Origin of the sequence: Corallococcus sicarius, from assembly GCF_003611735.1 — a bacterium.
Taxonomy (GTDB): Bacteria; Myxococcota; Myxococcia; order Myxococcales; family Myxococcaceae; genus Corallococcus; species Corallococcus sicarius.
Genome location: NZ_RAWG01000013.1, coordinates 24697 through 46424, shown reverse-complemented (window position 1 = coordinate 46424; position 21728 = coordinate 24697). Strand labels below are relative to the sequence as shown.

Here is a 21728-nt window from a genome sequence, read left to right as displayed (position 1 = left end):
ACGCCAAGGGTCGGATTCTTTTTTGCTCACGGATGCGACAAGCGCCAGGACGCTTCACCGGGCCCCACGTCTGGCAGTGCCGTTGGAACACTTCAAGCAGACGCCAATTCATTGCAGCGAATAGACAGACATCCGGGAGTTTCCGGGTTCAATGCCTGTCCAGGGGTGTGGGGGGCCTCCGGGTGTTTCGCGCCCCGCTCGGCGCGTGAACACACCGTCCAGCATGCCCCAAGGCACTGGGGGCCCCGGGGTTTTTCGCGCGTATCGCGCCGCGCCGGGATTCCCGGATCCAGGATTCCCCGTCCCCGGAAGCGTCCGGGGCTGAAACTCCGCTTGCGTGCCTGGGGAGTCCTTTGGTCCTCTTGGGCACCGCCGTATGCCCATGGAAACCGCCGCCGACAGCCGAGAGTACCGCGTGGTCTTCTTCTGCCCCGCGTCGAACGCCCGGCTCGAGCGGCTGGAGGTCCCCGTGCGCCGGCTGCTGTCGCGCATCCAGGCGCCTCCGGCGGAGCTGGCCCCGCTGACGGAGGCCGGGGCGCTCACGGAGGCCGGGTGGCAGGTGTACCTGGTGCGTTCGCTGACGGAGCGGTCCGCGGCGCAGGCCATGGCCGCCTACATCAGCGAGGCCACGTGCGCGCTGGCCGCGGAGGTGGACGCGGAGGTGCTGGGCCTCTACGTGGACGTGTCGGGGGACTCGGCGCGCATCTGTCGCTGTGGCCCGGAGGACGGGCCGGAGACCTTCGCCGGACGCCGGCAGGCCGCCCTGCACCGCACCTCGGAGTGGCTGGAGGTCGCGCCCGCGAGCCTGTCCGCCCTCTTCCAGTTGGATCCGCCGGACGCGGAGTACGAACCGGACGCGGATGACCGCTTCGTCGAGGAGAAGCTGCGGGAGGCGCGGGCCCTGATGGAGCGCTACCGCACGGCGAAATGAGGTCGCGCACCCCGGACGACCTCGCGGGTCGCTGTGAGCGGTGCTACCTGCCCACCGCGTGGTGTCTGTGCGCCCAGGTGCCCGTCGTGCCCACGCGCACGGAGCTGCTCATCATCCGGCACAACAAGGAGGCGCAGAAGAGCACCAACACCGCGCGCATCGCGGCGCTGGCCCTGCCCCGCTGCCGCATCGTGTCCTACGGCGCGCCCGGTGAGCCCTTCGACGCGTCGGTGCTGGAGGACGGGTTGGACACGTGGCTGCTCTTCCCCGATGCGCCGGAGGCGGAGGGCCCGCTGCCCCAGCGGCTCGTCGTCATTGACGGGAGCTGGGCGCAGGCGCGGCGCATGGTGCAGCGCGTCCCTGGCCTGCGGCGGCTGCCGGGCATGAGGCTGCCGCCCCCCGCGCCGGACACGCGACGGCTGCGCAAGCCGCCGCACCCGGAGGGGATGTCCACGCTGGAGGCGATGGCCGGCGCGCTCGCGAGGCTGGAGGGCGAAGCGGTGGCGGAGCCGCTGCTCGCGCTGCACGAGGTGATGATTGAACGCGTGCTGGGCAGCCGCGGACGGCTGGGCTGGGTGGACTACCTCTAGGGAGCGGTGACCGGAGCGCTACAGAACGCGCCGGAACTCATCGAGCCCCAACAGGAGGGAACCTGGCGCCTGCGGGGGCTGGACGTTTCCTGCGGCATCCTGCGCGAAAGACTCCGCCGCAGGGGCACAGGCTCGCTCGTTCCCCGTGTACTTCGCGTACGCCTGGGCTTCATCCACCGGCGGTCCGTCCAGATAGAAATGGATCCACGTCTCGATGTTCCGCTTGGGGACAAGGCGGGCGATGCGCTCCGAAGCGGTCACAGGTGATTGCCCCTGCTCCTTGAGCGCCGCGTCGAGTTGCTGTCGCCGATCCTGAACGGAGTTGGCGGGATCCGCATCAATGTGGATGATCAACGCCGTGCGTACACGGGCTTGAAGGCTCCGATGCGCTTTGACCTGCGCGGGCGTGTGCTTGCGCACGTACTGCTCTCCGGCCCCTCCTTCGGTGGAGGACGGCAACGGCTCGATCCGAATCTGGTGCTGCTTGACGCCCAGTTGCTTCAGTGCCCGGGAGATGAAGACGCTCGACTGAAGGTCCTCGCAGAGGACGACATACCGGGAGCCGTTACTCACCAACCACGCCCTCCAGTCCGCGGGCCACAACCTCGGCCGCGCTCAACTCCGGCATCCCCTTGAAGCGCTCGATGCGAGAGGGGCCCTCTTCTTCGCGGAAGAACCGCGTTCCATGGGACGGCGCGAGCTGGTTCAGGATCTCGGGGTGATGGCTCACGAACCACACCTGGGGACCATCGCGGTCCAGGGCGGTCTCACTCACCTCCAGGAGCCAGGGCTGGATCTCCTTCAAGGCGACGTAGTTATCGGGCTCGTCGAAGATAATCAGCCGCCCCGGTTTGAGGACGGCGTGACGAATCAGATAGAGCGCAATCAAGGCCCGCTGACCGTCCGACAACTCCAAGAAGTCCACTGAATAGGGCGCACCCTTCCGTCCTGAAGAGAACCGGGCCTGGAGCTGGGGACGCGACTTATCGACGGCAAGTGAGTCGAAGCCGCGGAAAACCTCTCGAAGCGAACGCTGGGTCTGGATGGCGGCATCAAGGTCCCGAGTAATCACCGTCGGGTACCACGACGCGAAATTGCGGAGGTTGACGTCGAGGACATCGCTTGGATCATCGGTGCGTCCCGACATGGCTCGCGGGTCTGGCTTGAAGTACCAGACCTCTTCCTCAAGCCATTTCTTGAACGCACCAATCTTCCGGAAGTTGTGTCCTGGAGCGACCGCGCCCAATCCGGAACGACTGGCGCGCGTCGCGATGGATGGCCCGGGCATCCCGTCGTCGAAGAACAGGTGCAGTTCGCCATTGGTAAATCCCACGAGGAGCTCCTGATCCAACTGGAGTTCTTCGTGCTTGATGCGGCTCTGGGCAGGATCATCCTCGTCGTGCTCTACGAGCAGCGCATAGGAATAGAGCCCCTCGGGAAGCCGAACATCCAGCTCCACGCGCTGCAATGCCCTGGAGGTCCACCGGGTCCGGGAACTGCTGGGGAAGACCCGGCGCGCCTCCAGCTCCCCGACAATCAACGAGCGGATCCCCCAGAGCACCTCGATGCTCGACGTCTTGCCCGACCCGTTCTCACCGAGCAGCAGAGCCAATCGCGCAGGCTTCCACTCGAAGTTGACGAAGCACCGGAAGTTGTCGATGTAGATCCGTTCGAGCATTCGTCCTCCCTAGCACAGGCCTACTGCACGACCTTGCGCATCTCCGCCGCGAAGGGCACGGGCTCCAGGAAGCCCGTCACGCGCGGCTTCGTCAGCACCGTGCCGTCCGGGTTCACGAAGGCCACGGTGGGCAGCCCCTCCACGCCCAGCTTCTCCATCAGCGCGTCGAGATTGTCCTCGCTGTGGGTCGCGTCGATCTTGATGGTGAGGAAGCGCCCGGACTCCGCCTGGGTGATGACCTCCTGGGACGGGTAGGTCTCCCGGTCCAACTCCTTGCAGGCCGCGCACCAGTCCGCGAAGAAGTCGATGAGCACCGGGCGCCCTTCGGCCTTCGCGCTCGCGAGCACCTGGTCGAACTGCCGGGCATCGAACGTGGCCGTCTTCGGCGGCATCACGTGGTGCCACTGCCAGGCCGGCGCGCGCGGGGGCTGTGCGAGGCCCAGGCGCACCCACAGCGCGCCCGTGGGCTTCGCGTCCAGCGCGCCGCCGCGCACCACCAGCGCGCCCACCACCAGCACCACGCCCAGCGCCTTGAAGCCGAAGTCTCGCGCGCCTTCCTTGAACGAGCGGTGCACCGCGCCCGCGAGCACGCCCGCGGCCGTCAGCACCGCGGCGATGAGCGCCCCGGGCACCTGCCCCACCTCGTTGCCCAGCACCTTCACCGTGTCGCGCGCCCAGGGGAAGGCGTCCTTCAGGTACGAGAACGCGAGCGCCACCAGCATGATGCCCAGCACGCTCTTCACCCACTCCATCCACACGCCGCCGCGCGGCAGCCGCACCGTGAAGACGCCGATGAGGAAGAACGGCACGCCGATGCCCAGCGCGTAGATGAACAGCAGCGTCGCGCCCAGCGTCACGTCGGCGGACTTCGCCACGAAGGCCAGCAGCCCCGTGAGCACCGGCCCGGTGCACGGCGCCGCGAGGAACCCGGACACGCTGCCCATCAGGAACGCGCCCGCGACGCCGGAGCCGCCCACGCCCGTCAGCTTCGTCTGCAGCGACGACGGCAGCGCCAGCTCGAACGCGCCGAACATGGACGACGCCAGCAGCAGCAGGAACAGCGCCAGCACCGTCACCACCACGGGGCTGCCCAGCATGGAGCCGAAGGCCTGTCCCGTCTTCGCCGCCAGGATGCCCAGCGCGCTGAACACCACGCCCATGCCCACGATGTACGACGACGTCAGCGCCAGTGAGCGGCCGCGCCCCTCCGCCTTGCGCGCGCCGAACACCGACACGGTGATGGGGATGAGCGGATACACGCACGGCGTCAGCGCGGTGAGCAGGCCGCCCGCGAACACCACCCCGGCGCCCCAGAAGAGGCTGCCGGACTCCAGGAACTGAGCCGCGTCCAGCCCGGCGCTGGGGCCCGTGGGCAGCACCCACGGCACCACGGCCACCGCCAGTCCGGCCACCACCGCGACCGCCGCCGCCGTCAGCTTCAATCCATTCATGCGTGCCTGGCTCCCGCGCGAGGGCCCCTTCTATATGCGGAGGCCGGCGGTGCGGCTACTCCACCGGCATCACCTGGGGGTTGCCGGGGACCTTCAGCCCCGCCGAGCGCGCCAGGCCCATGACGCCCTCCACCGCGGCGGCGATGTAGCCAAAGGGGTTCGCTCCATCCACCGCCGTCACGTGCACCTCGCCCATCTTCTGCTGGAAGGCCGCCGCCACCTGGGGGAGCTGCCGCGCCAGGGTCAATTGGATGACCTCCGGGCTCACCGTGTTCTCAATCTCACGCAGCTCGCGGGCCCGCTCCATCTCCAGCGCCTGCTGGGAACGGGTGCGGCGCAGCTCCAGCTCCGTGATGGAGGCCTCGGCCTCCGCGATGGACTGCTTCGCCAGCAGCACCTGGAGCCGGGCGGCCAGCTGCTCGGCCTCCTGCCGGGACTCCGCGAGCTGCAGCTCGTGCCGCGCGGCCTCCGCCTGCTGCTGACGGCGCAGCCGCTCCAGCCCCACCTGCGCCTTCGCGGACTCCGCCTGGTGCTCCAGCCGCAAGCGCTCCAGCTCGCCTTGGGCGCGGTTGAGCGCGAGCTGTCGCTCCGCGGCGAGCTGCGCCTCCTCGAGCCGGCCCTTCGCGGCCAGCGCCTCCAGGCGGGCCTTCTCCTCCAGGGCCTGCGTCTGGATGCTCACCTCCTCCTGCGCGGCCAGCTTCGCGAGCGCCACCTCGCGCGCCACCGCCGTCTTCTCCTGCTGGGCCTGCCGCTCCTGCTCGAGCTTCGTGGCCGCGAGGCGCGCCTCCACCGCCAGTTGCTCCAGCCGCGCCTGCTCCTCGGTGGCCTGCGAGCGCTGGCGCACCTCCTCCTGCGCCGCGAGCCTCTGGAGGTTGAGCACGCGCTCGCCCTCCGTCTCCTCGCGCCGCACGAAGCGCTCCTTCGCGAGCTCCGCCTCGCGCGCCTGCCGCTCCTGTTCACGGCGGAAGCGGGCCTGCATGTGCTCGAAGACGGTCGCGGACAGCACGCGCACGTCTTGAATCTCAATCGTGTCCAGGAGCACGCCCCAGCCCTTGTCGGTGCGGTCCGCCAGCTGGCCCTGCCCGGCGAGCACCGGGGCGATCTCCCGCATCAGCTCCTCGGCGATGCCCTCCTTGCGCCGCGTGAGGCACTCCTCCACGGAGAGGTTGGCCACGAGCCTGCGCGCCGCGCCGACGAACATCTCCCGCAGCAGCTCCGCCAGCTTCTCCTGCGCCCGCTCCGGGTAGCTGAAGTTGAGCATCCGGAAGGCCACCAGCGGATCCGCGATGCGGTACACCGCGAGCCCCGTCACCGCCACGCCCACCTTCTCGCTCGTCACCTGATCCGCGGTGAACTGCAGCCGCTGGATGCTGGTGGGCACGATGGCCACCGAGTCCCCGGGCAGCTTGAAGCAGCTCGCCCCCTGGCCGCTCACCTCGCGCAAGCGCCCCCGGCGCATGTGGATGAGGAACTCGCTGGGCCGCGCGGTGATCAGCCCCCAGCCCTTCACCTTGTCCGGGTCCTCCGCGGGCTTCCCCGCCCGCCACCCGTCCGTGTAGCGGGAGCGATCCAGGCCCCCCTCCAGGCGGACCAGGGCCGGCCGTCCCGTCCCCTCACTCCCTGCGTCCGAACCTTGGCTCCGGGCCTGCGACTTCGCGTTGGCGCTCATACGTGCACCCTCCGCGTCCCCTCCAGTGCAGCCCCCCGGCCATGCCCCGCGATGCCTGGAAACGGGCACTTGCGACCGGCCGGTGCTCCATTTCGGAGCGGAACGTGCCAGGACGGAGCACCCGGAGTGATCCACTCCGGCCAGCCGTTGCACCGCCACGGCCCACCTCCCAGCACCTCCGAGCCCGGGCCCTCCCGAGTGAAGGAGGCACCTCGCCTTATGTTCGCTTGACCCGAGGGGGGTCGATTTTATATTTGACCAGTCCGGTCCACATTCGTGTGGGCCCATGTAGACCCTGCCGCTGCGCGCGGACCCACCGCGTCGCCGGGGAGCGGAGGGAAGTCCCACCCTCCCGCATCTTTTCTTCCGAGGAAGCCATGCTGAACCTGCCCATCTACATGGACAACCACGCCACCACCCCGCTCGACCCGCGGGTGCTGGAAGCGATGTTGCCCTACCTCCGCGAGGACTTCGGCAACGCCGCCAGCCGCAACCATGCGTTCGGCTGGAAGGCCGAGGCCGCGGTGGAGAAGGCCCGCCGGCAGGTGGCCGAGCTGATTGGCGCGTCGGAGAAGGAGATCGTCTTTACCTCCGGCGCCACCGAGTCCGACAACCTGGCCATCAAGGGCGTCATCGAGTTCTACAAGTCCAAGGGCGACCACATCATCACCCTGAAGACGGAGCACAAGGCCGTCCTGGACACCTGCAAGCGCCTGGAGCGCGTGCGCCAGGAGCGGCTGGACGAACTGAAGCTGCTGCGCCTGGGCCAGCTGGCCGAGCGCGACGTGCAGCCCGAGGACCTGGCGGAGCTGTCCGCGAAGTTCAACATCGAGGCGGATGAGACGTACCGGAAGTGGGCGGAGCTGCCCACGGGCGGCGCGCGCGTCACCTACCTGGACGTGGAGAAGGACGGCCGCGTCAGCCTGGAGAAGCTGGCCGCCGCGATGACGCCGAAGACGGTGCTCGTCTCCATCATGTTCGCCAACAACGAGATCGGCGTGCTGCAACCGGTGGCGGAGATTGGAAAGCTGTGCCGGCAGAAGGGCATCCTCTTCCACTGCGACGCGGTGCAGGGCGTGGGCAAGGTGCCCTTCGACGTGGAGGCGATGCAGGTGGACCTGGCGTCCATCAGCGCCCACAAGATGTACGGCCCCAAGGGCGTGGGCGCGCTGTACGTGCGCCGCAAGCCGCGCGTGAGAATCGCCCCCATGGTGGACGGCGGCGGCCATGAGCGCGGCATGCGCAGCGGCACGCTCAACGTGGCGTCCATCGTCGGCTTCGGCGCGGCGGCGGAGGTCGCGAAGCAGGACCTGCCCGCGGAGGCCGCGCGCCTGTTCCGGCTGCGCGAGCGGCTGCGCACGGGCATCATGGAGCAGCTGGACCTGGTGATTGTGAACGGCAGCCTGGAGCACCGCATGCCGGGCAGCCTCAACCTGTCGTTCTCCTACGTGGAGGGCGAGGCGATGATGATGTCCATCAAGGACGTCGCGGTGTCGTCCGGGTCCGCGTGCACCTCGTCGTCCCTGGAGCCCTCCTACGTGCTGCGCGCCCTGGGCGTGGAGGAGGACATGGCCCACAGCTCCATCCGCTTCGGCCTGGGCCGCTTCAACACGGAGGAGGAGGTGGACTTCGTCATCCGCCTCGTGGTGGACAAAGTCCGCAAGTTGCGAGACATGAGCCCCCTGTACGAGATGGCCAAGGAAGGCATCGACCTCAAGAGCATCGAGTGGACGGCGCACTAGGCGCCCTCCCCCGACACGGTTTCCAGCCGGGCACGGAAGCCCCCGTCCGCCCGGCCGCGCATCGGTTGCCCGCAAGGCGCATCAGTTCAAGCGTTGTGTGAAGGAGCGTTAGACGCATGGCTTACAGCGACAAGGTCATCGAGCACTACGAGAACCCCCGCAACGTGGGGACGCTCGACAAGAACGACCCGAACGTCGGCACCGGCCTCGTGGGCGCCCCCGCCTGCGGCGACGTGATGCGCCTCCAGTTGAAGATCAGCGACGCGGGCGTCATCGAGGACGCGCGCTTCAAGACCTTCGGCTGTGGCTCCGCCATCGCGTCCAGCTCGCTCGTCACCGAGTGGGTGAAGGGCAAGACGGTGGATCAGGCGATGACCATCTCCAACAAGGACGTGGCGCGGGAGCTGTCGCTGCCCCCCGTGAAGATCCACTGCTCCGTGCTGGCCGAGGACGCCATCAAGGCGGCCATCGAGGACTTCAAGAAGAAGCGCGCGTCGCGGCAGGCGTAGTTCCCCGCGGCTCGCAGCGCACGCCGTATCGCCGTATCCAGGAAGCGAGGACGACCCCATGAACGAGCAGGCCCAGACGACCCAGGCCCCTCAGACGCCCCCCAAGCCGGCGCCCAAGGGCATTGGCCTGGCGGACAGCGCGGTGGAGCGCCTCAAGGTGCTGCTCGCCGAGCGCCAGACGCCCGAAGCAGGGCTGCGGATCGCCGTGAAGGGCGGCGGCTGCTCCGGCCTCCAGTACTCCATGGAGTGGTCGGAGAAGTCCCGCGAGCGCGACAAGGTGTTCGAGCGGGATGGCGTGCGCGTCTTCGTGGATCCGAAGAGCTACCTCTACCTCATCGGCACGGAGCTCGTGTTCGAGCAGACGCTGATGGCCTCCGGCTTCAAGCTGAACAACCCCAACATCAAGGCCGCCTGCGGCTGCGGAGAGAGCTTCTCCGTCTGAGCTCGCGGCCTTGCCCGCCCGCCCCTCGGTCAGGGCGCGGGCACAGGGGTCCGGCCCGGTGCCGGGCCCCTTTTTCGTTTTCGCCCCCATGAGGATGCCCCCACCGTGAGGACCCACTTCGACGTGTTCGGGCTGCCCCGCTCGCACGTTGTGGACGTACCGGCCCTGGAGAAGCAGTACCGGGAGCTGTCGCTGCAGCTCCACCCGGACCGCGTCGCGCAGGGCAACGCCCGCGAGCGGCTCCAGGCCCTGGAGGGCACCACCGCCCTCAACGAGGCCTACAAGACGCTCAAGGACCCAGTCCGCCGCGCCTTCTACCTGCTGAAGCTCCACGGCATCGACCTGGACCGCGAGGACGCGGGCGCCCAGAAGGACATGCCCCTGGAGTTCCTGGAGGAGGTCATGACCCTGCGCGAGGAGCTGGACGACGCCATCGCGGCGAAGGACCTGTCCCGGGCCCAGGCCATGGCGAAGGAGGTCTCCAGCCGCAAGCAGGCGGCGCTTTCGGAGGCCGTGTCCGCGCTCAAGTCAGTGGAGGCCGCAGGGGATTCTCCGGACGGGGTGAGAAAGGCATCGCACGCGCTGGGGCGGGTGCGCTACTTCACGCGCTTCCTCGAGCAGGTGGACGCGTTCGAGGAGGAGGTGCTCGCGTGAGCAACAACGGACTTCTGCAGATCCACGACCCGCTCAAGCCCAAGGGGCACGCCGTGGGCATCGACCTGGGCACCACGCACTCGCTGGTGGCGTCCGTGTCCCAGGGCAAGCCCCGCTGCGTCCCGGTGGATGAGGACGACTCGCTGCTGCTGCCCTCCGTCGTGCACTACGGCAAGGACGGCGGCGTGGTGGTGGGCGCCCGCGCGCGGAAGCTCGCGGCCGATGCTCCCACGGACACCATCGTGTCGGTGAAGCGCTTCATGGGCCGCGGTCCGGATGATCCGGAGACGCGCAAGCTGGGCGCCTACCGCTTCGTCCCCGGCTCGCAGGTGGTGCGCTTCGATGTCGCCGGCGGCCAGCCAGTGACGCCCATCGAGGTGTCGGGCGAAATCCTGCGCGCCCTCAAGCGCCGCGCGGAGGCGCACTTCTCCGGCAAGGTGGAGCAGGCCGTCATCACCGTGCCCGCCTACTTCGACGACGCCCAGCGCCAGGCCACCCGGGACGCGGGGAAGCTCGCGGGCCTGGAGGTGCTGCGGCTGCTCAACGAGCCCACCGCCGCGGCCCTGGCCTACGGCCTGGACAAGGGCAGCCAGGGCACCTTCGCCGTCTATGACCTGGGCGGCGGCACCTTCGACATCTCCATCCTCAAGCTGGAGGACGGCGTCTTCGAGGTGAAGTCCACCGGCGGTGATTCCGCGCTGGGCGGGGACGACTTCGACCGCGCCATCGCTACGCGCGTGCTCCAGGCGATGGGCGCACAGGCGCCCTCCCCTTCGCAGGTGGCGGAGGCCATGGCCGCCTCGCGCAAGGCGAAGGAGGCGCTGACGGACGCAAGCGAGGTGACACTCACCGTGGGCGGGCACTCGCAGCCCGTCACGCGCGCGGACTTCGAGGCGTGGATCCAGCCGCTCGTGCAGAAGACGGGCGCGGTGTGCCGGCGGGCCCTGAAGGACGCGGGCGTCGTGGTGGGTGAGTTGGACGGCGTCATCCTGGTGGGCGGCTCCACGCGCGTGCCGGCGGTGCGCCACTTCGTGGCGGAGCTGTTCGGCCGCGAGCCCCTGGGCGACATCGATCCGGATCAGGTCGTGGCGCTGGGCGCGGCGGTGCAGGCCAGCCTGCTGACGGACAGCAACCGTCAGGACGAGGTGCTGCTGCTGGACGTGCTGCCCCTGTCGCTGGGCCTGGAGACGATGGGCGGCATCGCGGAGAAGCTCATCCCGCGCAACTCCACCATCCCCACGGCGGCGGCGCAGGTGTTCACCACGTTCAAGGACCATCAGACGGGCCTGGACGTGCACGTGGTGCAGGGCGAGCGGGAGCTGGTGGAGGACAACCGGAGCCTCGCGCGCTTCACGCTCTCCGGCATCCCGCCCATGGCGGCGGGCATGGCCCGGGTGGAGGTGCGCTTCCAGGTGGACGCGGATGGCATCCTGTCCGTCACCGCGAAGGAGCAGAGCACCGGCGCCGCGCAGACCATCACCGTGAAGCCCAGCCACGGCCTGACGGACGATGAGATCGAGAAGATGCTGCTCGACTCCATCGACTACGCCGAGGACGACATCCAGGCCCGCCAGGTGCGCGAGCAGCAGGTGGAGGCCGAGCGCGTCCTGGCCGAGGCCGACCGCCAGCTGCGCGAGAACGCCGCCCTGCTGGAGGCCGGTGAGACGGAGGCCATCCAGGCCGCCATGGCCCGCGTGCGCGAGTCCGCCCAGGGCAAGAACTACCTGGCGGTGAAGGAAGCCCTGCACGCGCTGGACGAGGCCTCCCGAGGCTTCATCGAACGGGTCATGAACCGCGCCATCACCCAGGTGGTGTCCGGCCATTCCGTGGAGGAGTACTGACCGTGCCCAAGGTCACCTTCAAGAGCCCCCTGGCGGAAGTCGCCGTGGACGTGCCCCCGGGCACCACCCTGCTGGACGCCGCGGAGAAGGGCGAGGCCCAGGTGGGTCACAGCTGCGGCGGCGTGTGCGGGTGCTCCACCTGCCACGTGTGGATCCGCAAGGGGCTGGACTCCCTGAGCGAGCAGCGGGACGACGAGATGGACCGGCTGGACATGGGCTTCGACGTCCGCCCGTACTCCCGCCTGAGCTGTCAGACGGAGGTGGGCGGCGAGGACGTCACGGTGGAGATCACCGAGGAGTCCCTGGTGGCCTTCATGGACGAGAACCCGGCCATCCGCCGGCAGCTCGAGTCCGAGGGCAGATGGCCCCTCAAGAAGTAGCCGGTGAAGGGGCCTGAAACGTTGTGCTTGACCGGGCGGAAGAGGTTCTTTATACGTCTCGCCCGTCGCACCGGCAGCACCCCCATCCGCCCGGGTGGTGGAATTGGTAGACACACTAGATTCAGGGTCTAGCGCCTGCAAGGGCATGGAGGTTCGAGTCCTCTCCCGGGCATGAAGTAAAAAGAAGGGCCCCGACCACAAGTCGGGGCCCTTTTTGTTTTCCGGCACAGGCCCTTTCCGCGGATCAGGGCGGCGCGGGCTCCACGGCTTCGTGCGCCACGTGGTGCGCGGCGTCGGCGGCCAGCCGGCCTCCCTTGCGCAGGTCGCGGATCCGCAGCTTGCTGTGGTGCACGGACAGGGCGCCCACGGACACCTGGCTGAGCACGGTGCCAAGGTGGGTGAGCGTGGCGAAGGCTGCCGCGTCCTCCGCGCTGGCCCCCAGCGAGCGGGCCGCCCAGCTCGTCACGAAGTAGTAGATGCCCATGCCCGCCGGGACGCCCGGCAGCGCCTGCCCCAGGGAGATGGCCCCCAGCACCACGGCGCCCGCGAAGAGCCCCCCGGGGATGCCAATGCCGTGGAGCGCGAGCCCATAGGCCAGCGCGGACGCGGACACCGGGAAGATGGAGAAGAAGAACACCTTCGCCATGCCCTTGAAGGAGCGCGCGGTGCCCAGGCCCTCGCCCACGTGGCTGAGGAAGCTCTCCACGCGCGGCAGGCTGTGGCGTTTGTGCAGCCAGCGCCCCAGGGGCGCGGCCCAGTGGGCCAGCAGCACCACCAGCGCGACCAGGCCGATGCACAGCGACACGGCCACCTTCATCTCCCCCCGGAAGTGGGCCATCGTCGTGCCGAAGGGGCCCAGGAACGACAGGGCCACCAGCAGCATCAGGCACGCGAACTCCATCAGCTTGCACACGCCCACGGAGCCCAGGCCTCGAACGAAGGGCACGTTCTGCGTGCGCGACAGCAGGAAGGCCCGCGTGACTTCGCCCAGCTTCCCCGGCAGCGCGTTGTGCACGAAGACGCCAATGCCCACCAGGTGGTAGCGGTCGCGGAACGGGATGGGCTTGCGCAGCGTGGCCTGCCACTGCACCGCGCGCAGCGGCACGAGCGACGCCTGGAGCAGCAGGAAGGGCACCAGCCACACCAGGTGTCCCGGCAGGTCCTGCAAGAACTTGCGCAGCGGGAAGCGGGGGATGAGCAGGTCCCCTGCCCCATGCAGGTTCCACTTGAAGAAGGCCGTGGACAGCAGGAGCACGGACAGCACGAGCCCCACCACGGCGCCCAGCACCTTCAGCCACGTGCGTCCACCGGCGTTGGGAAGCCGCATGGTCCTCCCTTTCGGTTTCAATGCAGTATTCGCGGTGAGCCCGTGTCCAGGTAGGCCTCCGCCAGCCGCTCGTGCAGCCGCGCGCAGTGGCTGAGGCCAGACAGGTCCACGGGCCCGTTCGCGGGCCACATCACCAGGCTGTCGGACTCCACGCGCGTCAGGCCGCCGTGCGAGCCGAACTCCCACGCGAAGCCCACCGTGCCGCCCTTCTGCACGGCCTCACCGAAGAGCACCAGGTCGCCCGCCGTCTCCATGTGCGGCAGCCCCTGGAGGAAGTCCGCCATGGCGCTGCGGCTGTACTCGGAGGACAGCGGCGCGCGGTCCAGGTCGGCAAGGCCGTAGACGCCGCCGCCCATCACCACCACGGCTTCCGAGCCCCGGCGCATCGCCACCATGCCGATGTCCGCGTTGCCCGTGGCGCGCGCCAGCACGTCCGGATGCCGCGCCAGCAGCTCGCGCGCCTCCAGCGGCGTGGCACGGCAGCTCAGGTAGATGTGCGCGAAGTTGCCGGCTTCCACCACCACCGGCGTGAAGGGCTCGCACGCGGACGTGTCCGGCGTCGGGGCCTCGCGTCCGTCCAGGAGACCGCTGAGCACCCCCTCACGCAGGGGCGGCGTGGCTCCTTCGAAGAGCACGGCCTCCAGGCGCCGGCCCTGCCGCTGCTCCATGGGCAGGCTGTCCACGTGGCCGTGGTCGGACAGCAGGATGACGTCGTAGGGCTCCGGCGCGGCACGGGCCACGGCGAACAGCTCCGCCAGGGACGCGTCCACGCGGTGCAGCTCCTGCATCGCCAGCTCCGAGCGCGGGCCGCGGCGGTGGGCCACCTCGTCGTAGTTGCCGTAGACCAGGTAGATGAGCGGCACACCTCGCACCATGTCCACCAGGGACTTGGTGTACGCGAAGCTCCAACCCAGCCGCTGCAGGAGGATGCGGCTCAGGAGGAAGCCCTGCTCGTGGCGCCAGTCGTTGACGGAGCGCGCCCACTGGCGCACCTCGCGCACCGCCTGCCAGGACTCCATCCCGAACGAGCGCAGGAAATCCCACGCGCCGCGCGTGCGCGCCGACGACAGGCCCTGCATCTCGTAGGCGAACGAGCGCGCCATCAGCTTGAAGCTCGACAGCGTGCTCATGCACATGCGGTTGGTGGCGCCCGCGTGGAAGAGCGAGAAGTAGGTGTGCCCGCCGTGATCCAACAGGCTCGTGCGGCCGTGGCCCCTCAAGCGCGCGTCGATGGCCATCGCGTCGCCAGGGGTGTTCATCTGGACCTTGCGGCCGAGCGAGCGGTCGTACCAGCTGTAACCCGGCAGGTTCGGATGCTGGAGCCCGTAGAGCAACCCCGCCTGGAAGAAGGGCGTGGAGGTAGGCGCGCCCCAGAAGGCGTTCTCCAGGTGATACGCGCCCGAGCGGACGAGGTGCGCGACGAAGGGCATCCGCCCCGCGACAATCGCCTCGTCCAGCAGGGCCTTGGGCACACCGTCCAGGTGCACCAGCAGGACATTCCGGGCGCGCCGGGACGCCACCGGAGGCACTTTGGACCCAATGCGCCGAACAAGGCCATTCGCCCAATTCCGTGAATTCTCGCTGACGAGTTCGCTCAAACTTTCGGGCACGTTGACGGCTCCCCCATCCCGCGATGCAAAATGGGCATTCAGGGGGACAGGAGCTTCTGGGGCCGCGATGCTCTCTTGGAGAGCAGGCGGGCAGAGCGCGTCCTAGTCCCGGGCTGGAATCGATGCGCCCCCTCGGGGCTTCACGGGGTTTCGATGCTGGCTCCTGTCATCTGCCTCTTCTTTCTCCTGCTGACGCTCAGCGCCGCCGCGGCCGGCCGTGCCCCCGCGCCCGGGCTCCAGCCCGTGAAGAAGGCGCCGTCGATGGACGGCATCGCGCTGCCGCTGGTGAGCTTCAGCTCGGATCAGGGCTTCGGCTACGGCGCGGTGGGCGGCATGTACCTGTACGCGCCGGGCAAGACGCCGTACGCGCACGCCCTGGCCGCGCAGATCTTCTTCAGCTCACGCGGTGCCCAGAATCATTACCTCCGCTACGACGGCCCGCAGTTGCTGGGGCCCCTGCGGCTGGAGGGCCGGCTGGAGTACCGGCAGGAGAAGAGCAGCCCGTTCTTCGGCGCGGGCAACCTGTCCGCCCCGAACTTCCGCGGCAACGTGGAGGACGAGCGCTACAACTTCGACAAGGGCTCGCCGGGCTTCTGGGTCCGCCTGCGCGGCCGGCCCTTCGGTGAGACGCACCCGTTCCAGTCCTACGTGGGCTACGGGTGGCGCAACACCAGCGTGGCCCCCTACGAGACGTCCATCCTCGCGCAGGAGAAGCCCATTGGCATCGAGGGTGGGCCCAGCGGGCAGATCCTCGCGGGCGCGCTCTGGGACACGCGCGACCAGGAGGGCGACCCGACGACGGGCGGCGTGGAGGAGGTGGCGCTGCGCGTGTCGGGCCTGGCCACCTTCAGCCGCTACCAGTACGCGGGCGTGACGCTGAGCGAGCGGCGCTACTTCAAGCTGTCGGAGCGCCTCGTCTTCGCGCAGCGGCTGACGCTGGACATGCTGTTTGGCGAGGTGCCCTTCTTCGAGTGGATGACGACGGGCGGCGTCAACATCTCCGAGGGCATTGGCGGCATGAGCAGCGTGCGCGGCATCGAGCGCAACCGCTTCGCCGGCAACGTGAAGGCCTTCAGCAACTCCGAGCTGCGCTTCCAGGCCGCCCGCATGTCCATCTTCGGCCAGCCCGTCGCGCTGGGCGCGGTGGTGTTCTTCGACCTGGGCCGCGTGTGGCATCCGGGCGTGTCGGACGGCAAGTGGCATGACTGGCACCCGGGCATCGGCGGCGGCCTGCGCTTCTCACGCCGCGCGGCCGTGGTGCGCATGGACTACGCGCGCTCCACCGAGACGGGCCGCCAGCGCTTCTACGTCACCTTCGGCCACATGTTCTAACGGCCCGCCTGGACGCGCGCTGCCTCTTCAGACGAGCGCGTCCACCCAGCCGCGAAGCCGCGCATCCGCCTGGGCCTCGCCGCGCACACCGGGCTCCACGTCCAAGAGCAGCGTGAGGAAGCCGCGCGACTCCAGGCCCTGGCGCAGCTCCTCGCGCGCCTGAGCATCTGGGGCGAAGAGGATGCACCCATCGCCGCCGCCCGCGCCGGACAGCTTGCCCGCGCAGCCGTACGAGGCAGCAATCGCCAGCACGCGGCGCATGCCTTCGGTCTCCAACGGCCCCAGCTCCAGGAGCAGCGCGTGCTGGGCCTTCACCGCGTCGCTGAAGGCGCGGAAGTCGCCGCCGCCCAGGCCGTCTTCAATCGCGTGGCCCAGCGCGTCCGAGCGCACCACGAAGGCCTGCCGGCCAGCCTCCGCGAGCCGCTCCTCCACCTGGGCGATGAGCAGCTTCGTGGACGCGCTCTCCCCGGTGAAGGCGTAGAGCATGGCGACGCGGGGCGCGGGCATGCGCCACAGGTCCACCGGCGGCGACTCGGCGAGCGCCGCGTGGAAGCGGCCGGTGTTGGCGGCCTCCGTCAGCGCGGCCACGTCGTAGCGCCGGTAGCGCGACAGCCCGCCCGCGAAGCTCGCCGCCACGTCGCCGCCGCTCCCCTTTCCGCCCTGTCCCAGCGCGTGCGAGACGAGCGCGAGCTTCAGCACGTCGAACTTCTCCTCCAGCACGAAGCGGGCGCCCTCCGCCGCGAGCACCGACGCGGAGGCGCTGCCGCCCAGCCCCAGCTTGTGGCCTCCGGGCCCCATCGCGCCCGGCGCCACCGCGAGGTCGAAGCCCACGCTGGGCCGGCCGTGCGCGCGCAGGGCTTCATCCAGCGTGCGCGCGACGAAGGAGAACCCCGCCGGAACGTCGCGCTCCCACTTCACGCCCCGGGGCGTGGTGAGCCCCTGGAACGTCCCCTCCTCCAGGCAGATGTGCACGCGCGAGTCCTGCCGCCTGCGCACGTAGGCGGCCGTGCGAGGCGCCACCGCGGCCACGCGCGAGACGCCTCCCCACAGCACGGCGTACTCGCCGGAGACGAACAGCTTGCCGGGTGCGGAGAGCGCGCGCTCCATCAGAACAGGTGCTCCGACAGGAGGACCGCGTCCCCGCCGGGCACGCAGCGCACCACGTCCACCGCGCCGCACGCGCGGGCCAGGGCCTCCGCCGCCACTTCGTGCGCCGCGTCCGTCAGCAGCACCGGGTTGGGCCCCGCGTCGAGCGTGAACCACACCGGCACGCCCTTCTTGCGCTGCTCGCGCAGGTGCTGGATGAGCCCCAGCGTCGCCGGGCTCAGGTAGCAGAGCGGTGGGTCGGCCGCGAGCGAGGTGCTGTGCATCCGCCATGCGTTGCGCTCGCACAGCTCCCCCAGCCCCTCCAGGTCCTTCTTCGCGATGAGGTCGCGGGCGCGGGGCACCTCCGCTTCCGCGTCCTTCACCCACGCCGGGTAGTAGGGGCTCGTCTCCACCGCGGACTTCATGCCGTCTCGCGACTTCACTTCCTTCTCGCCGCGGTCGACGATGGCCACCACCATGCGCAGCTCCGGCCAGTGTCCGGCGTCGAAGCGCTGCACCGCGTAGCTGTCCTCGCCGTCCTCGCGCTCGCCGCGCAGCCACTCGCAGAAGCCGCCCTGCACGCTGCGGCACGCGGAGCCGCTGCCCCTTCGGGCGAGGATGCTGGAGGCGCGCGTGTCCGCGGGCAGCCCCGCCGCCTGACGCCCCGCGACGGCCAGCGCCGCGAAGCCCGCCGCGCTGCTGGCGAGCCCCGCCGCCATCGGGAAGTCGCCGCGCGACACCACCTTCGCGGGGCCCAGGTCGCGGCCCGCCTGCACGCGCACGGCGTCCAGCAGGCGCAGCACGCGGTCGCGCTCGCTGCCCTTGGCGACGTGGCCGTGCAGCTCCACGTGGTCGGCCGCCGCGCCGAACTCCACCGTCGTCGTCACGTGGATGGGCGACAGCGTGAGCGACAGGCTGGACTGGTGCGGGAGGATGAGCGCGTCATCCCGCTTCCCCCAGTACTTCACGAGGGCGATGTTCGGATGCGCCCGGACGGTTGCTTTCATGAATGGACTCCCTGGGCCCGCGGTCCCGCCAGTTGGCTGGCGAAGCAGCGCACGCCGTCGCGCGTCAGCTTCGCGACCACGGGCTCCGGTTCGAGGAAGAGGCCGATGACGGCGCCACCGTCGCCACCTGCCCCGGTGAGTTTGGCGCCCAGCGCCCCCAAGCCGCGCAGCCGGTACACCATGTCTTCCAGCGCCGGTGACGACAGGCCCAGCGCACCCAGCAGGCCCTGGTTGACGTTCATCGCGTCCCCCAGCCCCTCCAGGTCACCCGCCTCCACCGCCTTCGACGCCTCGGTGACGAGCCTTCCCACCTGCGCGAACAGCCGGCGGTAGCGCTCCGGCCACCGCGCCTGCCGCTCGCGCAGCGCGCCCACCGTCACCTTCGTGGGACTGCGCGCACCCGCCAGCGCCACCACCACCGACACGGCGCGCGGACTCTTCACCTCGCGCGCCCGGCCGGTGACGCCCGACGGTCCCTGCACCCGCCGGTAGAGGATGAGCTTCTCCTCCGCGCTGGTGGTGTGGTCCACGCCGGAGGGCGTGCCGTGGAACTCCTGCTCCATCTCCCACGCCAGGCGCGCCGTGGCCTTCGCCGTGGGCTCCTGGCCCGCCGCCTGGAGCAGCACGCGCGACGTGGCCACCGCCAGCGCCGCGGAGCTGCCCAGCCCCGCGGACAGCGGCAGCCGGGCCTCCAGCGTCACCTTCACCTTGGGCTCGCCCACCATCCGCGCCGCCCGCGCGAACGCCTTGCGCATGAGGCGCTTCTGCGCCGCGTCCGCCGTCACCGGCACGTCCAGCTGGCACGAGCGCGCGGGCACGCCGCGCGCCGTCACACCGAAGCTCAAGGGGCCCGCGAGCGCGGGGTAGCCGTACACCACGCTGTGCTCACCCAGCAGGATGACCTTGCCGGCACCGAAGGCGACGAGGGGTTTCGTTGCGGGAGTCATGGCACCGGTAGGAAAAGGGGCGGGCACTCGAAAAGGAGCGCGCCGCCCTGGACCTGCGAGGAGCCCCGCGACATGCGCGCGGGGGTGATGGGGTCAGCCGTTGGTGACGGTGACGGCGACGGCGGGGGTGTCGGGGAGGAGGCTTGCGAGGATCTCCCGCGCCTTCTCCACCTTCACGTGCCCGGCCTTCACCAGCAGGTTGGCGACCTTCTCCACGTCGCCACCGCGCGCGCCCGCCGTCACCGCGACGCAGCGGGCGTGCATGGCCATGTGGCCCTTCTGGATGCCCACCGAACCCAGGGCCCGGAGCGCCGCGAAGTTCTGCGCGAGCCCCACCGCCGCGAACACCATGGACAGCTCGCGCACGCCCGACACGCGCATCAGCTTGAGCGCCACCTGCACGCCCGGGTGCACTTTGATGGGGCCGCCCACCGTGCCCAGCGCCAGCGGCAGCTCGATGCGGCCCACGAGGTGCCCTTCCTCCAGGTACCAGGTGGACAGCGGCCGGTACTGCCCGCCCCGGCAGGCGAACGCGTGCGCGCCCGCTTCAATGGAGCGCCAGTCCTGACCGGTGGCGATGGCCACCGCGTCGATGCCGTTCATCACGCCCTTGTTGTGCGTGGCGGCGCGGTACGGATCCGCTTCCGCGAAGCGGCTGGCCTGCGCGATGCCTTCGGCGATCTCCTCGCCCGGCAGGTCGAAGTCCGCCAGCATCGGCAGCGGGATGCGGCACGTGGCGCGCGCGAGCCGGCGGTCCGCCAGGTTGGACAGGATGCGCAGGTACACCTTGCCGCCCGTCACCTGCTCAATCAGCGGCGCCACGCCCTCGGCGACGGTGTTGATGAGGTTCGCCCCCATCGCCTCCTGCGTGTCGATGAGGATGTGGACGATGAGCAGCGGCTCGCCGCGCGGGCCCTCCGGCGCGGGCAGGATGCGCACCTCCACGTCCCGCGCACCGCCGCCCCGGGCGACCATGGCCGGGTGGAAGCTGTTCGCCAGGGCGAGGATCTGCTCCTTCGCGTCCAGGATGTGCTCAGTGGCCTTCACGGGGTCGCCGTAGTTGGACACCTGCACCTGGCCGATCATCATCGACTCGTCGGCCTCCGCGACGAAGCCTCCGGACTCGCGGACGATCTTCGACGCGAACGACACCGCCGCGACGACGGAGGGCTCCTCCACCGCCATGGGCACGATGTAGTCGCGCCCGTTGACGTTGAGGTTGAGGCCCAGCCCCAGCGGCAGGGAGAAGGTGCCCACCGCGTTTTCAATCATCTGGTTGGCGAGCACCGGATCCAGCGTGCCCACGCCGCGAAGCTGCTCCAGCTCTTCTTCAGACAGCCGGAACATGCGGCCAATCTGAGCGAGTCGCTCCTCCATCGGCAGCTTGTGGAATCCGGCGAGCCGGGACGTCACGGTGTCAGACATGTTCTTCCTTCCCAACCTGGGAGTCACCCTGCGTCACAGGGCCGCCAACCAATCCTTCAACGCTCCGGACACCACGCGCGGCCGACGCCGCAGCTCCGCGACGCTCCGGCTTCCCGTCAGCACCAGCGCCTGGCGCAGGGCCGTCAGGATGACCTTCAGTGCCTCTTCCGCACCCGCGAGGCCCCCCTGCTGTTGGGCCCGGAACAACGGCAGCGCCATGCCCGCCAGATCCGCGCCCAGCGCGAGCACCTTCGCGCACTCCAGCCCGCCCCGGATGCCGCCGCTGGCGACGAGCCGGACCTCGGGGGCCACCGCCGCGCGCACGCTGGCGATGGCCGCCGCGGTGGGGATGCCCCAGCCGCTGAACTCCGCGCCCACCTGGGCCTGCGGCCCCACGGCGCGAAGCTGCTCCACGCGCACCCACGACGTGCCGCCCAGCCCGGAGACATCCAGGTTGCGCACGCCCAGCTCCACCAGCCGCCGCGCCACGTCCGGGCCGATGCCGCACCCGGTCTCCTTCACCAGCAGCCGCTCGCCGAAGGCCCGCGCCAGCGCCTCCACCACGCGGTAGCCGCCGCGGAAGTCGCGGTCGCCCTCGGGCTGCGTGAGCTCCTGGCCGGCGTTCAGGTGCAGCGCCATGCCGTCCGCGCCAATCGCGTCCGACAGCCGGCGCACGCCGTCCACGCCCAGGCCAATGGCCTGGTACAGCCCGATGTTGCCCAGGAGCGCCACCGTGGGCGCCACGTCGCGCACCGCGTACGACGCCGTGCGCGCGGCGTCCTCCGCCATCGCGCGCTGGCTGCCGACACCGAAGGCCAGGCCGTGCCGCTCCGCGAGCAGCGCCAGGTCGCGGTTGACGACCCCCGCGCGCTCCGTGCCGCCCGTCATGCCGGTGACGAGCAGCGGCGCCCGCAGCGACTTGCCCAGGAAGGGCGTGGTGAGGTCCACCTCGTCCGCCGCCAGCTCCGGCATGGCGCAGTGGATGAGGTGCACGTGCTCCAGCAGGGTGGAGTTCTGCGCGGGCTCCACGTCGCCGGTCGCGCACAGGTCGAGGTGGGCATCCTTGCGCCTGGCTGTCGTCTCGTCGCCCATGTCCCTGAAAGCCGC

At 70.2% G+C, this 21728-nt stretch carries 20 protein-coding genes and 1 tRNA gene; 10 read left to right on the top strand and 11 right to left on the bottom strand.

From position 1 onward, the window contains the following. Nucleotides 1-382: 382 nt before the first annotated feature. Both D7X12_RS03425 and D7X12_RS03420 read left to right on the top strand, forming a co-directional pair. The gene (locus D7X12_RS03425; protein WP_120615612.1) at nucleotides 383-931 is read left to right on the top strand and encodes a hypothetical protein; all 549 of its coding nucleotides are present in this window, start codon (nucleotides 383-385) and stop codon (nucleotides 929-931) included. Further along, on the top strand, nucleotides 928-1521 hold the full coding sequence (locus D7X12_RS03420; RefSeq protein ID WP_120623827.1) for a tRNA-uridine aminocarboxypropyltransferase: 594 nt from the start codon (nucleotides 928-930) through the stop codon (nucleotides 1519-1521). The genes D7X12_RS03425 and D7X12_RS03420 overlap by 4 nt, the downstream gene beginning before the upstream one ends. Before the next feature lie 18 nt (nucleotides 1522-1539). Here the strand turns inward: D7X12_RS03420 and D7X12_RS03415 are convergent, their stop codons facing one another. Genes D7X12_RS03415 through D7X12_RS03400 form a run of 4 tightly spaced genes read right to left on the bottom strand, consistent with a single transcriptional unit; the run spans nucleotide 1540 to nucleotide 6319 of the window. Next, nucleotides 1540-2094, bottom strand: coding sequence for a hypothetical protein (locus D7X12_RS03415; RefSeq protein ID WP_120623826.1), 555 nt, complete (start codon nucleotides 2092-2094; stop codon nucleotides 1540-1542). Continuing rightward, nucleotides 2087-3199: an AAA family ATPase gene (locus D7X12_RS03410; protein ID WP_120623825.1), complete on the bottom strand. Its 1113-nt coding sequence runs from the start codon at nucleotides 3197-3199 to the stop codon at nucleotides 2087-2089. The genes D7X12_RS03415 and D7X12_RS03410 overlap by 8 nt, the downstream gene beginning before the upstream one ends. Nucleotides 3200-3219: 20 nt before the next feature. Then, nucleotides 3220-4650 (bottom strand): protein-disulfide reductase DsbD family protein, encoded by a 1431-nt coding sequence (locus D7X12_RS03405; protein WP_120623824.1) that lies wholly within the window; start codon nucleotides 4648-4650, stop codon nucleotides 3220-3222. A 55-nt stretch (nucleotides 4651-4705) separates the two neighbouring features. Next, nucleotides 4706-6319: an SPFH domain-containing protein gene (locus D7X12_RS03400; protein ID WP_208718795.1), complete on the bottom strand. Its 1614-nt coding sequence runs from the start codon at nucleotides 6317-6319 to the stop codon at nucleotides 4706-4708. Nucleotides 6320-6699: 380 nt separating this feature from the next. On the opposite strand from D7X12_RS03400, the gene D7X12_RS03395 reads away from it, so the two are divergent. From D7X12_RS03395 to D7X12_RS03365, 7 genes are all read left to right on the top strand, one after another. Then, nucleotides 6700-8061 (top strand): IscS subfamily cysteine desulfurase, encoded by a 1362-nt coding sequence (locus tag D7X12_RS03395; protein ID WP_244224326.1) that lies wholly within the window; start codon nucleotides 6700-6702, stop codon nucleotides 8059-8061. A 116-nt stretch (nucleotides 8062-8177) separates the two neighbouring features. Beyond that, a complete protein-coding gene (iscU, locus tag D7X12_RS03390; RefSeq protein WP_120614576.1) occupies nucleotides 8178-8570 on the top strand; it encodes a Fe-S cluster assembly scaffold IscU in 393 nt (130 codons plus the stop codon). A 58-nt stretch (nucleotides 8571-8628) separates the two neighbouring features. After that, the gene (locus tag D7X12_RS03385; RefSeq protein WP_120623822.1) at nucleotides 8629-9012 is read left to right on the top strand and encodes a HesB/IscA family protein; all 384 of its coding nucleotides are present in this window, start codon (nucleotides 8629-8631) and stop codon (nucleotides 9010-9012) included. A gap of 105 nt (nucleotides 9013-9117) precedes the next feature. Beyond that, nucleotides 9118-9666 carry a Fe-S protein assembly co-chaperone HscB gene (hscB, locus tag D7X12_RS03380; RefSeq protein ID WP_120623821.1) on the top strand — a complete coding sequence of 183 codons (549 nt, stop codon included), beginning with the start codon at nucleotides 9118-9120 and terminating at the stop codon, nucleotides 9664-9666. Then, on the top strand, nucleotides 9663-11507 hold the full coding sequence (gene hscA / locus D7X12_RS03375; protein WP_120623820.1) for a Fe-S protein assembly chaperone HscA: 1845 nt from the start codon (nucleotides 9663-9665) through the stop codon (nucleotides 11505-11507). Before hscB ends, hscA begins: the two co-directional genes overlap by 4 nt. Before the next feature lie 2 nt (nucleotides 11508-11509). Beyond that, nucleotides 11510-11887, top strand: coding sequence for a 2Fe-2S iron-sulfur cluster-binding protein (locus tag D7X12_RS03370; protein WP_120623819.1), 378 nt, complete (start codon nucleotides 11510-11512; stop codon nucleotides 11885-11887). Nucleotides 11888-11975: 88 nt separating this feature from the next. After that, nucleotides 11976-12059: transfer RNA gene (locus D7X12_RS03365), tRNA-Leu, on the top strand. Between the two features lie 72 nt (nucleotides 12060-12131). Here the strand turns inward: D7X12_RS03365 and D7X12_RS03360 are convergent. Together D7X12_RS03360 and D7X12_RS03355 are read right to left on the bottom strand one after the other, a co-directional pair. Then, complete coding sequence (locus D7X12_RS03360; protein ID WP_120623818.1) at nucleotides 12132-13214, bottom strand: lysylphosphatidylglycerol synthase transmembrane domain-containing protein; 1083 nt, start codon at nucleotides 13212-13214, stop codon at nucleotides 12132-12134. A gap of 17 nt (nucleotides 13215-13231) precedes the next feature. Then, a complete protein-coding gene (locus D7X12_RS03355) occupies nucleotides 13232-14824 on the bottom strand; it encodes an alkaline phosphatase family protein (RefSeq protein WP_120623817.1) in 1593 nt (530 codons plus the stop codon). A gap of 153 nt (nucleotides 14825-14977) precedes the next feature. On the opposite strand from D7X12_RS03355, the gene omp85 reads away from it, so the two are divergent. Next, nucleotides 14978-16156 carry an Omp85 family outer membrane protein gene (gene omp85 / locus D7X12_RS03350; protein WP_120623816.1) on the top strand — a complete coding sequence of 393 codons (1179 nt, stop codon included), beginning with the start codon at nucleotides 14978-14980 and terminating at the stop codon, nucleotides 16154-16156. 27 nt (nucleotides 16157-16183) lie between these two features. Here omp85 and D7X12_RS03345 read toward each other — a convergent pair whose 3' ends face one another. From D7X12_RS03345 to fni, 5 genes are all read right to left on the bottom strand, one after another. Further along, a complete protein-coding gene (locus D7X12_RS03345; RefSeq protein ID WP_120623815.1) occupies nucleotides 16184-17263 on the bottom strand; it encodes a mevalonate kinase family protein in 1080 nt (359 codons plus the stop codon). After that, nucleotides 17263-18249 carry a diphosphomevalonate decarboxylase gene (mvaD, locus tag D7X12_RS03340; protein ID WP_120623814.1) on the bottom strand — a complete coding sequence of 329 codons (987 nt, stop codon included), beginning with the start codon at nucleotides 18247-18249 and terminating at the stop codon, nucleotides 17263-17265. The genes D7X12_RS03345 and mvaD overlap by 1 nt, the downstream gene beginning before the upstream one ends. After that, complete coding sequence (gene mvk, locus D7X12_RS03335; protein WP_120623813.1) at nucleotides 18246-19196, bottom strand: mevalonate kinase; 951 nt, start codon at nucleotides 19194-19196, stop codon at nucleotides 18246-18248. Before mvk ends, mvaD begins: the two co-directional genes overlap by 4 nt. A 93-nt stretch (nucleotides 19197-19289) precedes the next feature. Then, on the bottom strand, nucleotides 19290-20621 hold the full coding sequence (locus D7X12_RS03330; RefSeq protein ID WP_120623812.1) for a hydroxymethylglutaryl-CoA reductase, degradative: 1332 nt from the start codon (nucleotides 20619-20621) through the stop codon (nucleotides 19290-19292). 33 nt (nucleotides 20622-20654) lie between these two features. Next, complete coding sequence (fni, locus tag D7X12_RS03325; protein WP_120623811.1) at nucleotides 20655-21713, bottom strand: type 2 isopentenyl-diphosphate Delta-isomerase; 1059 nt, start codon at nucleotides 21711-21713, stop codon at nucleotides 20655-20657. Nucleotides 21714-21728: the final 15 nt, after the last annotated feature.

Excerpts from the sequence above, each read along its gene's own strand:
- fni (WP_120623811.1), bottom strand. The coding sequence starts at position 21,713 with ATGGGCGACGAGACGACAGCCAGGCGCAAGGATGCCCACCTCGACCTG.
- D7X12_RS03385 (WP_120623822.1), top strand. The coding sequence starts at position 8,629 with ATGAACGAGCAGGCCCAGACGACCCAGGCCCCTCAGACGCCCCCCAAG.
- D7X12_RS03405 (WP_120623824.1), bottom strand. The coding sequence starts at position 4,650 with ATGAATGGATTGAAGCTGACGGCGGCGGCGGTCGCGGTGGTGGCCGGA.
- D7X12_RS03400 (WP_208718795.1), bottom strand. The coding sequence starts at position 6,319 with ATGAGCGCCAACGCGAAGTCGCAGGCCCGGAGCCAAGGTTCGGACGCA.
- iscU (WP_120614576.1), top strand. The coding sequence starts at position 8,178 with ATGGCTTACAGCGACAAGGTCATCGAGCACTACGAGAACCCCCGCAAC.
- D7X12_RS03425 (WP_120615612.1), top strand. The coding sequence starts at position 383 with ATGGAAACCGCCGCCGACAGCCGAGAGTACCGCGTGGTCTTCTTCTGC.
- D7X12_RS03420 (WP_120623827.1), top strand. The coding sequence starts at position 928 with ATGAGGTCGCGCACCCCGGACGACCTCGCGGGTCGCTGTGAGCGGTGC.
- mvaD (WP_120623814.1), bottom strand. The coding sequence starts at position 18,249 with ATGAAAGCAACCGTCCGGGCGCATCCGAACATCGCCCTCGTGAAGTAC.
- omp85 (WP_120623816.1), top strand. The coding sequence starts at position 14,978 with ATGCTGGCTCCTGTCATCTGCCTCTTCTTTCTCCTGCTGACGCTCAGC.
- D7X12_RS03345 (WP_120623815.1), bottom strand. The coding sequence starts at position 17,263 with ATGGAGCGCGCGCTCTCCGCACCCGGCAAGCTGTTCGTCTCCGGCGAG.
- D7X12_RS03360 (WP_120623818.1), bottom strand. The coding sequence starts at position 13,214 with ATGCGGCTTCCCAACGCCGGTGGACGCACGTGGCTGAAGGTGCTGGGC.
- D7X12_RS03330 (WP_120623812.1), bottom strand. The coding sequence starts at position 20,621 with ATGTCTGACACCGTGACGTCCCGGCTCGCCGGATTCCACAAGCTGCCG.
- mvk (WP_120623813.1), bottom strand. The coding sequence starts at position 19,196 with ATGACTCCCGCAACGAAACCCCTCGTCGCCTTCGGTGCCGGCAAGGTC.
- D7X12_RS03410 (WP_120623825.1), bottom strand. The coding sequence starts at position 3,199 with ATGCTCGAACGGATCTACATCGACAACTTCCGGTGCTTCGTCAACTTC.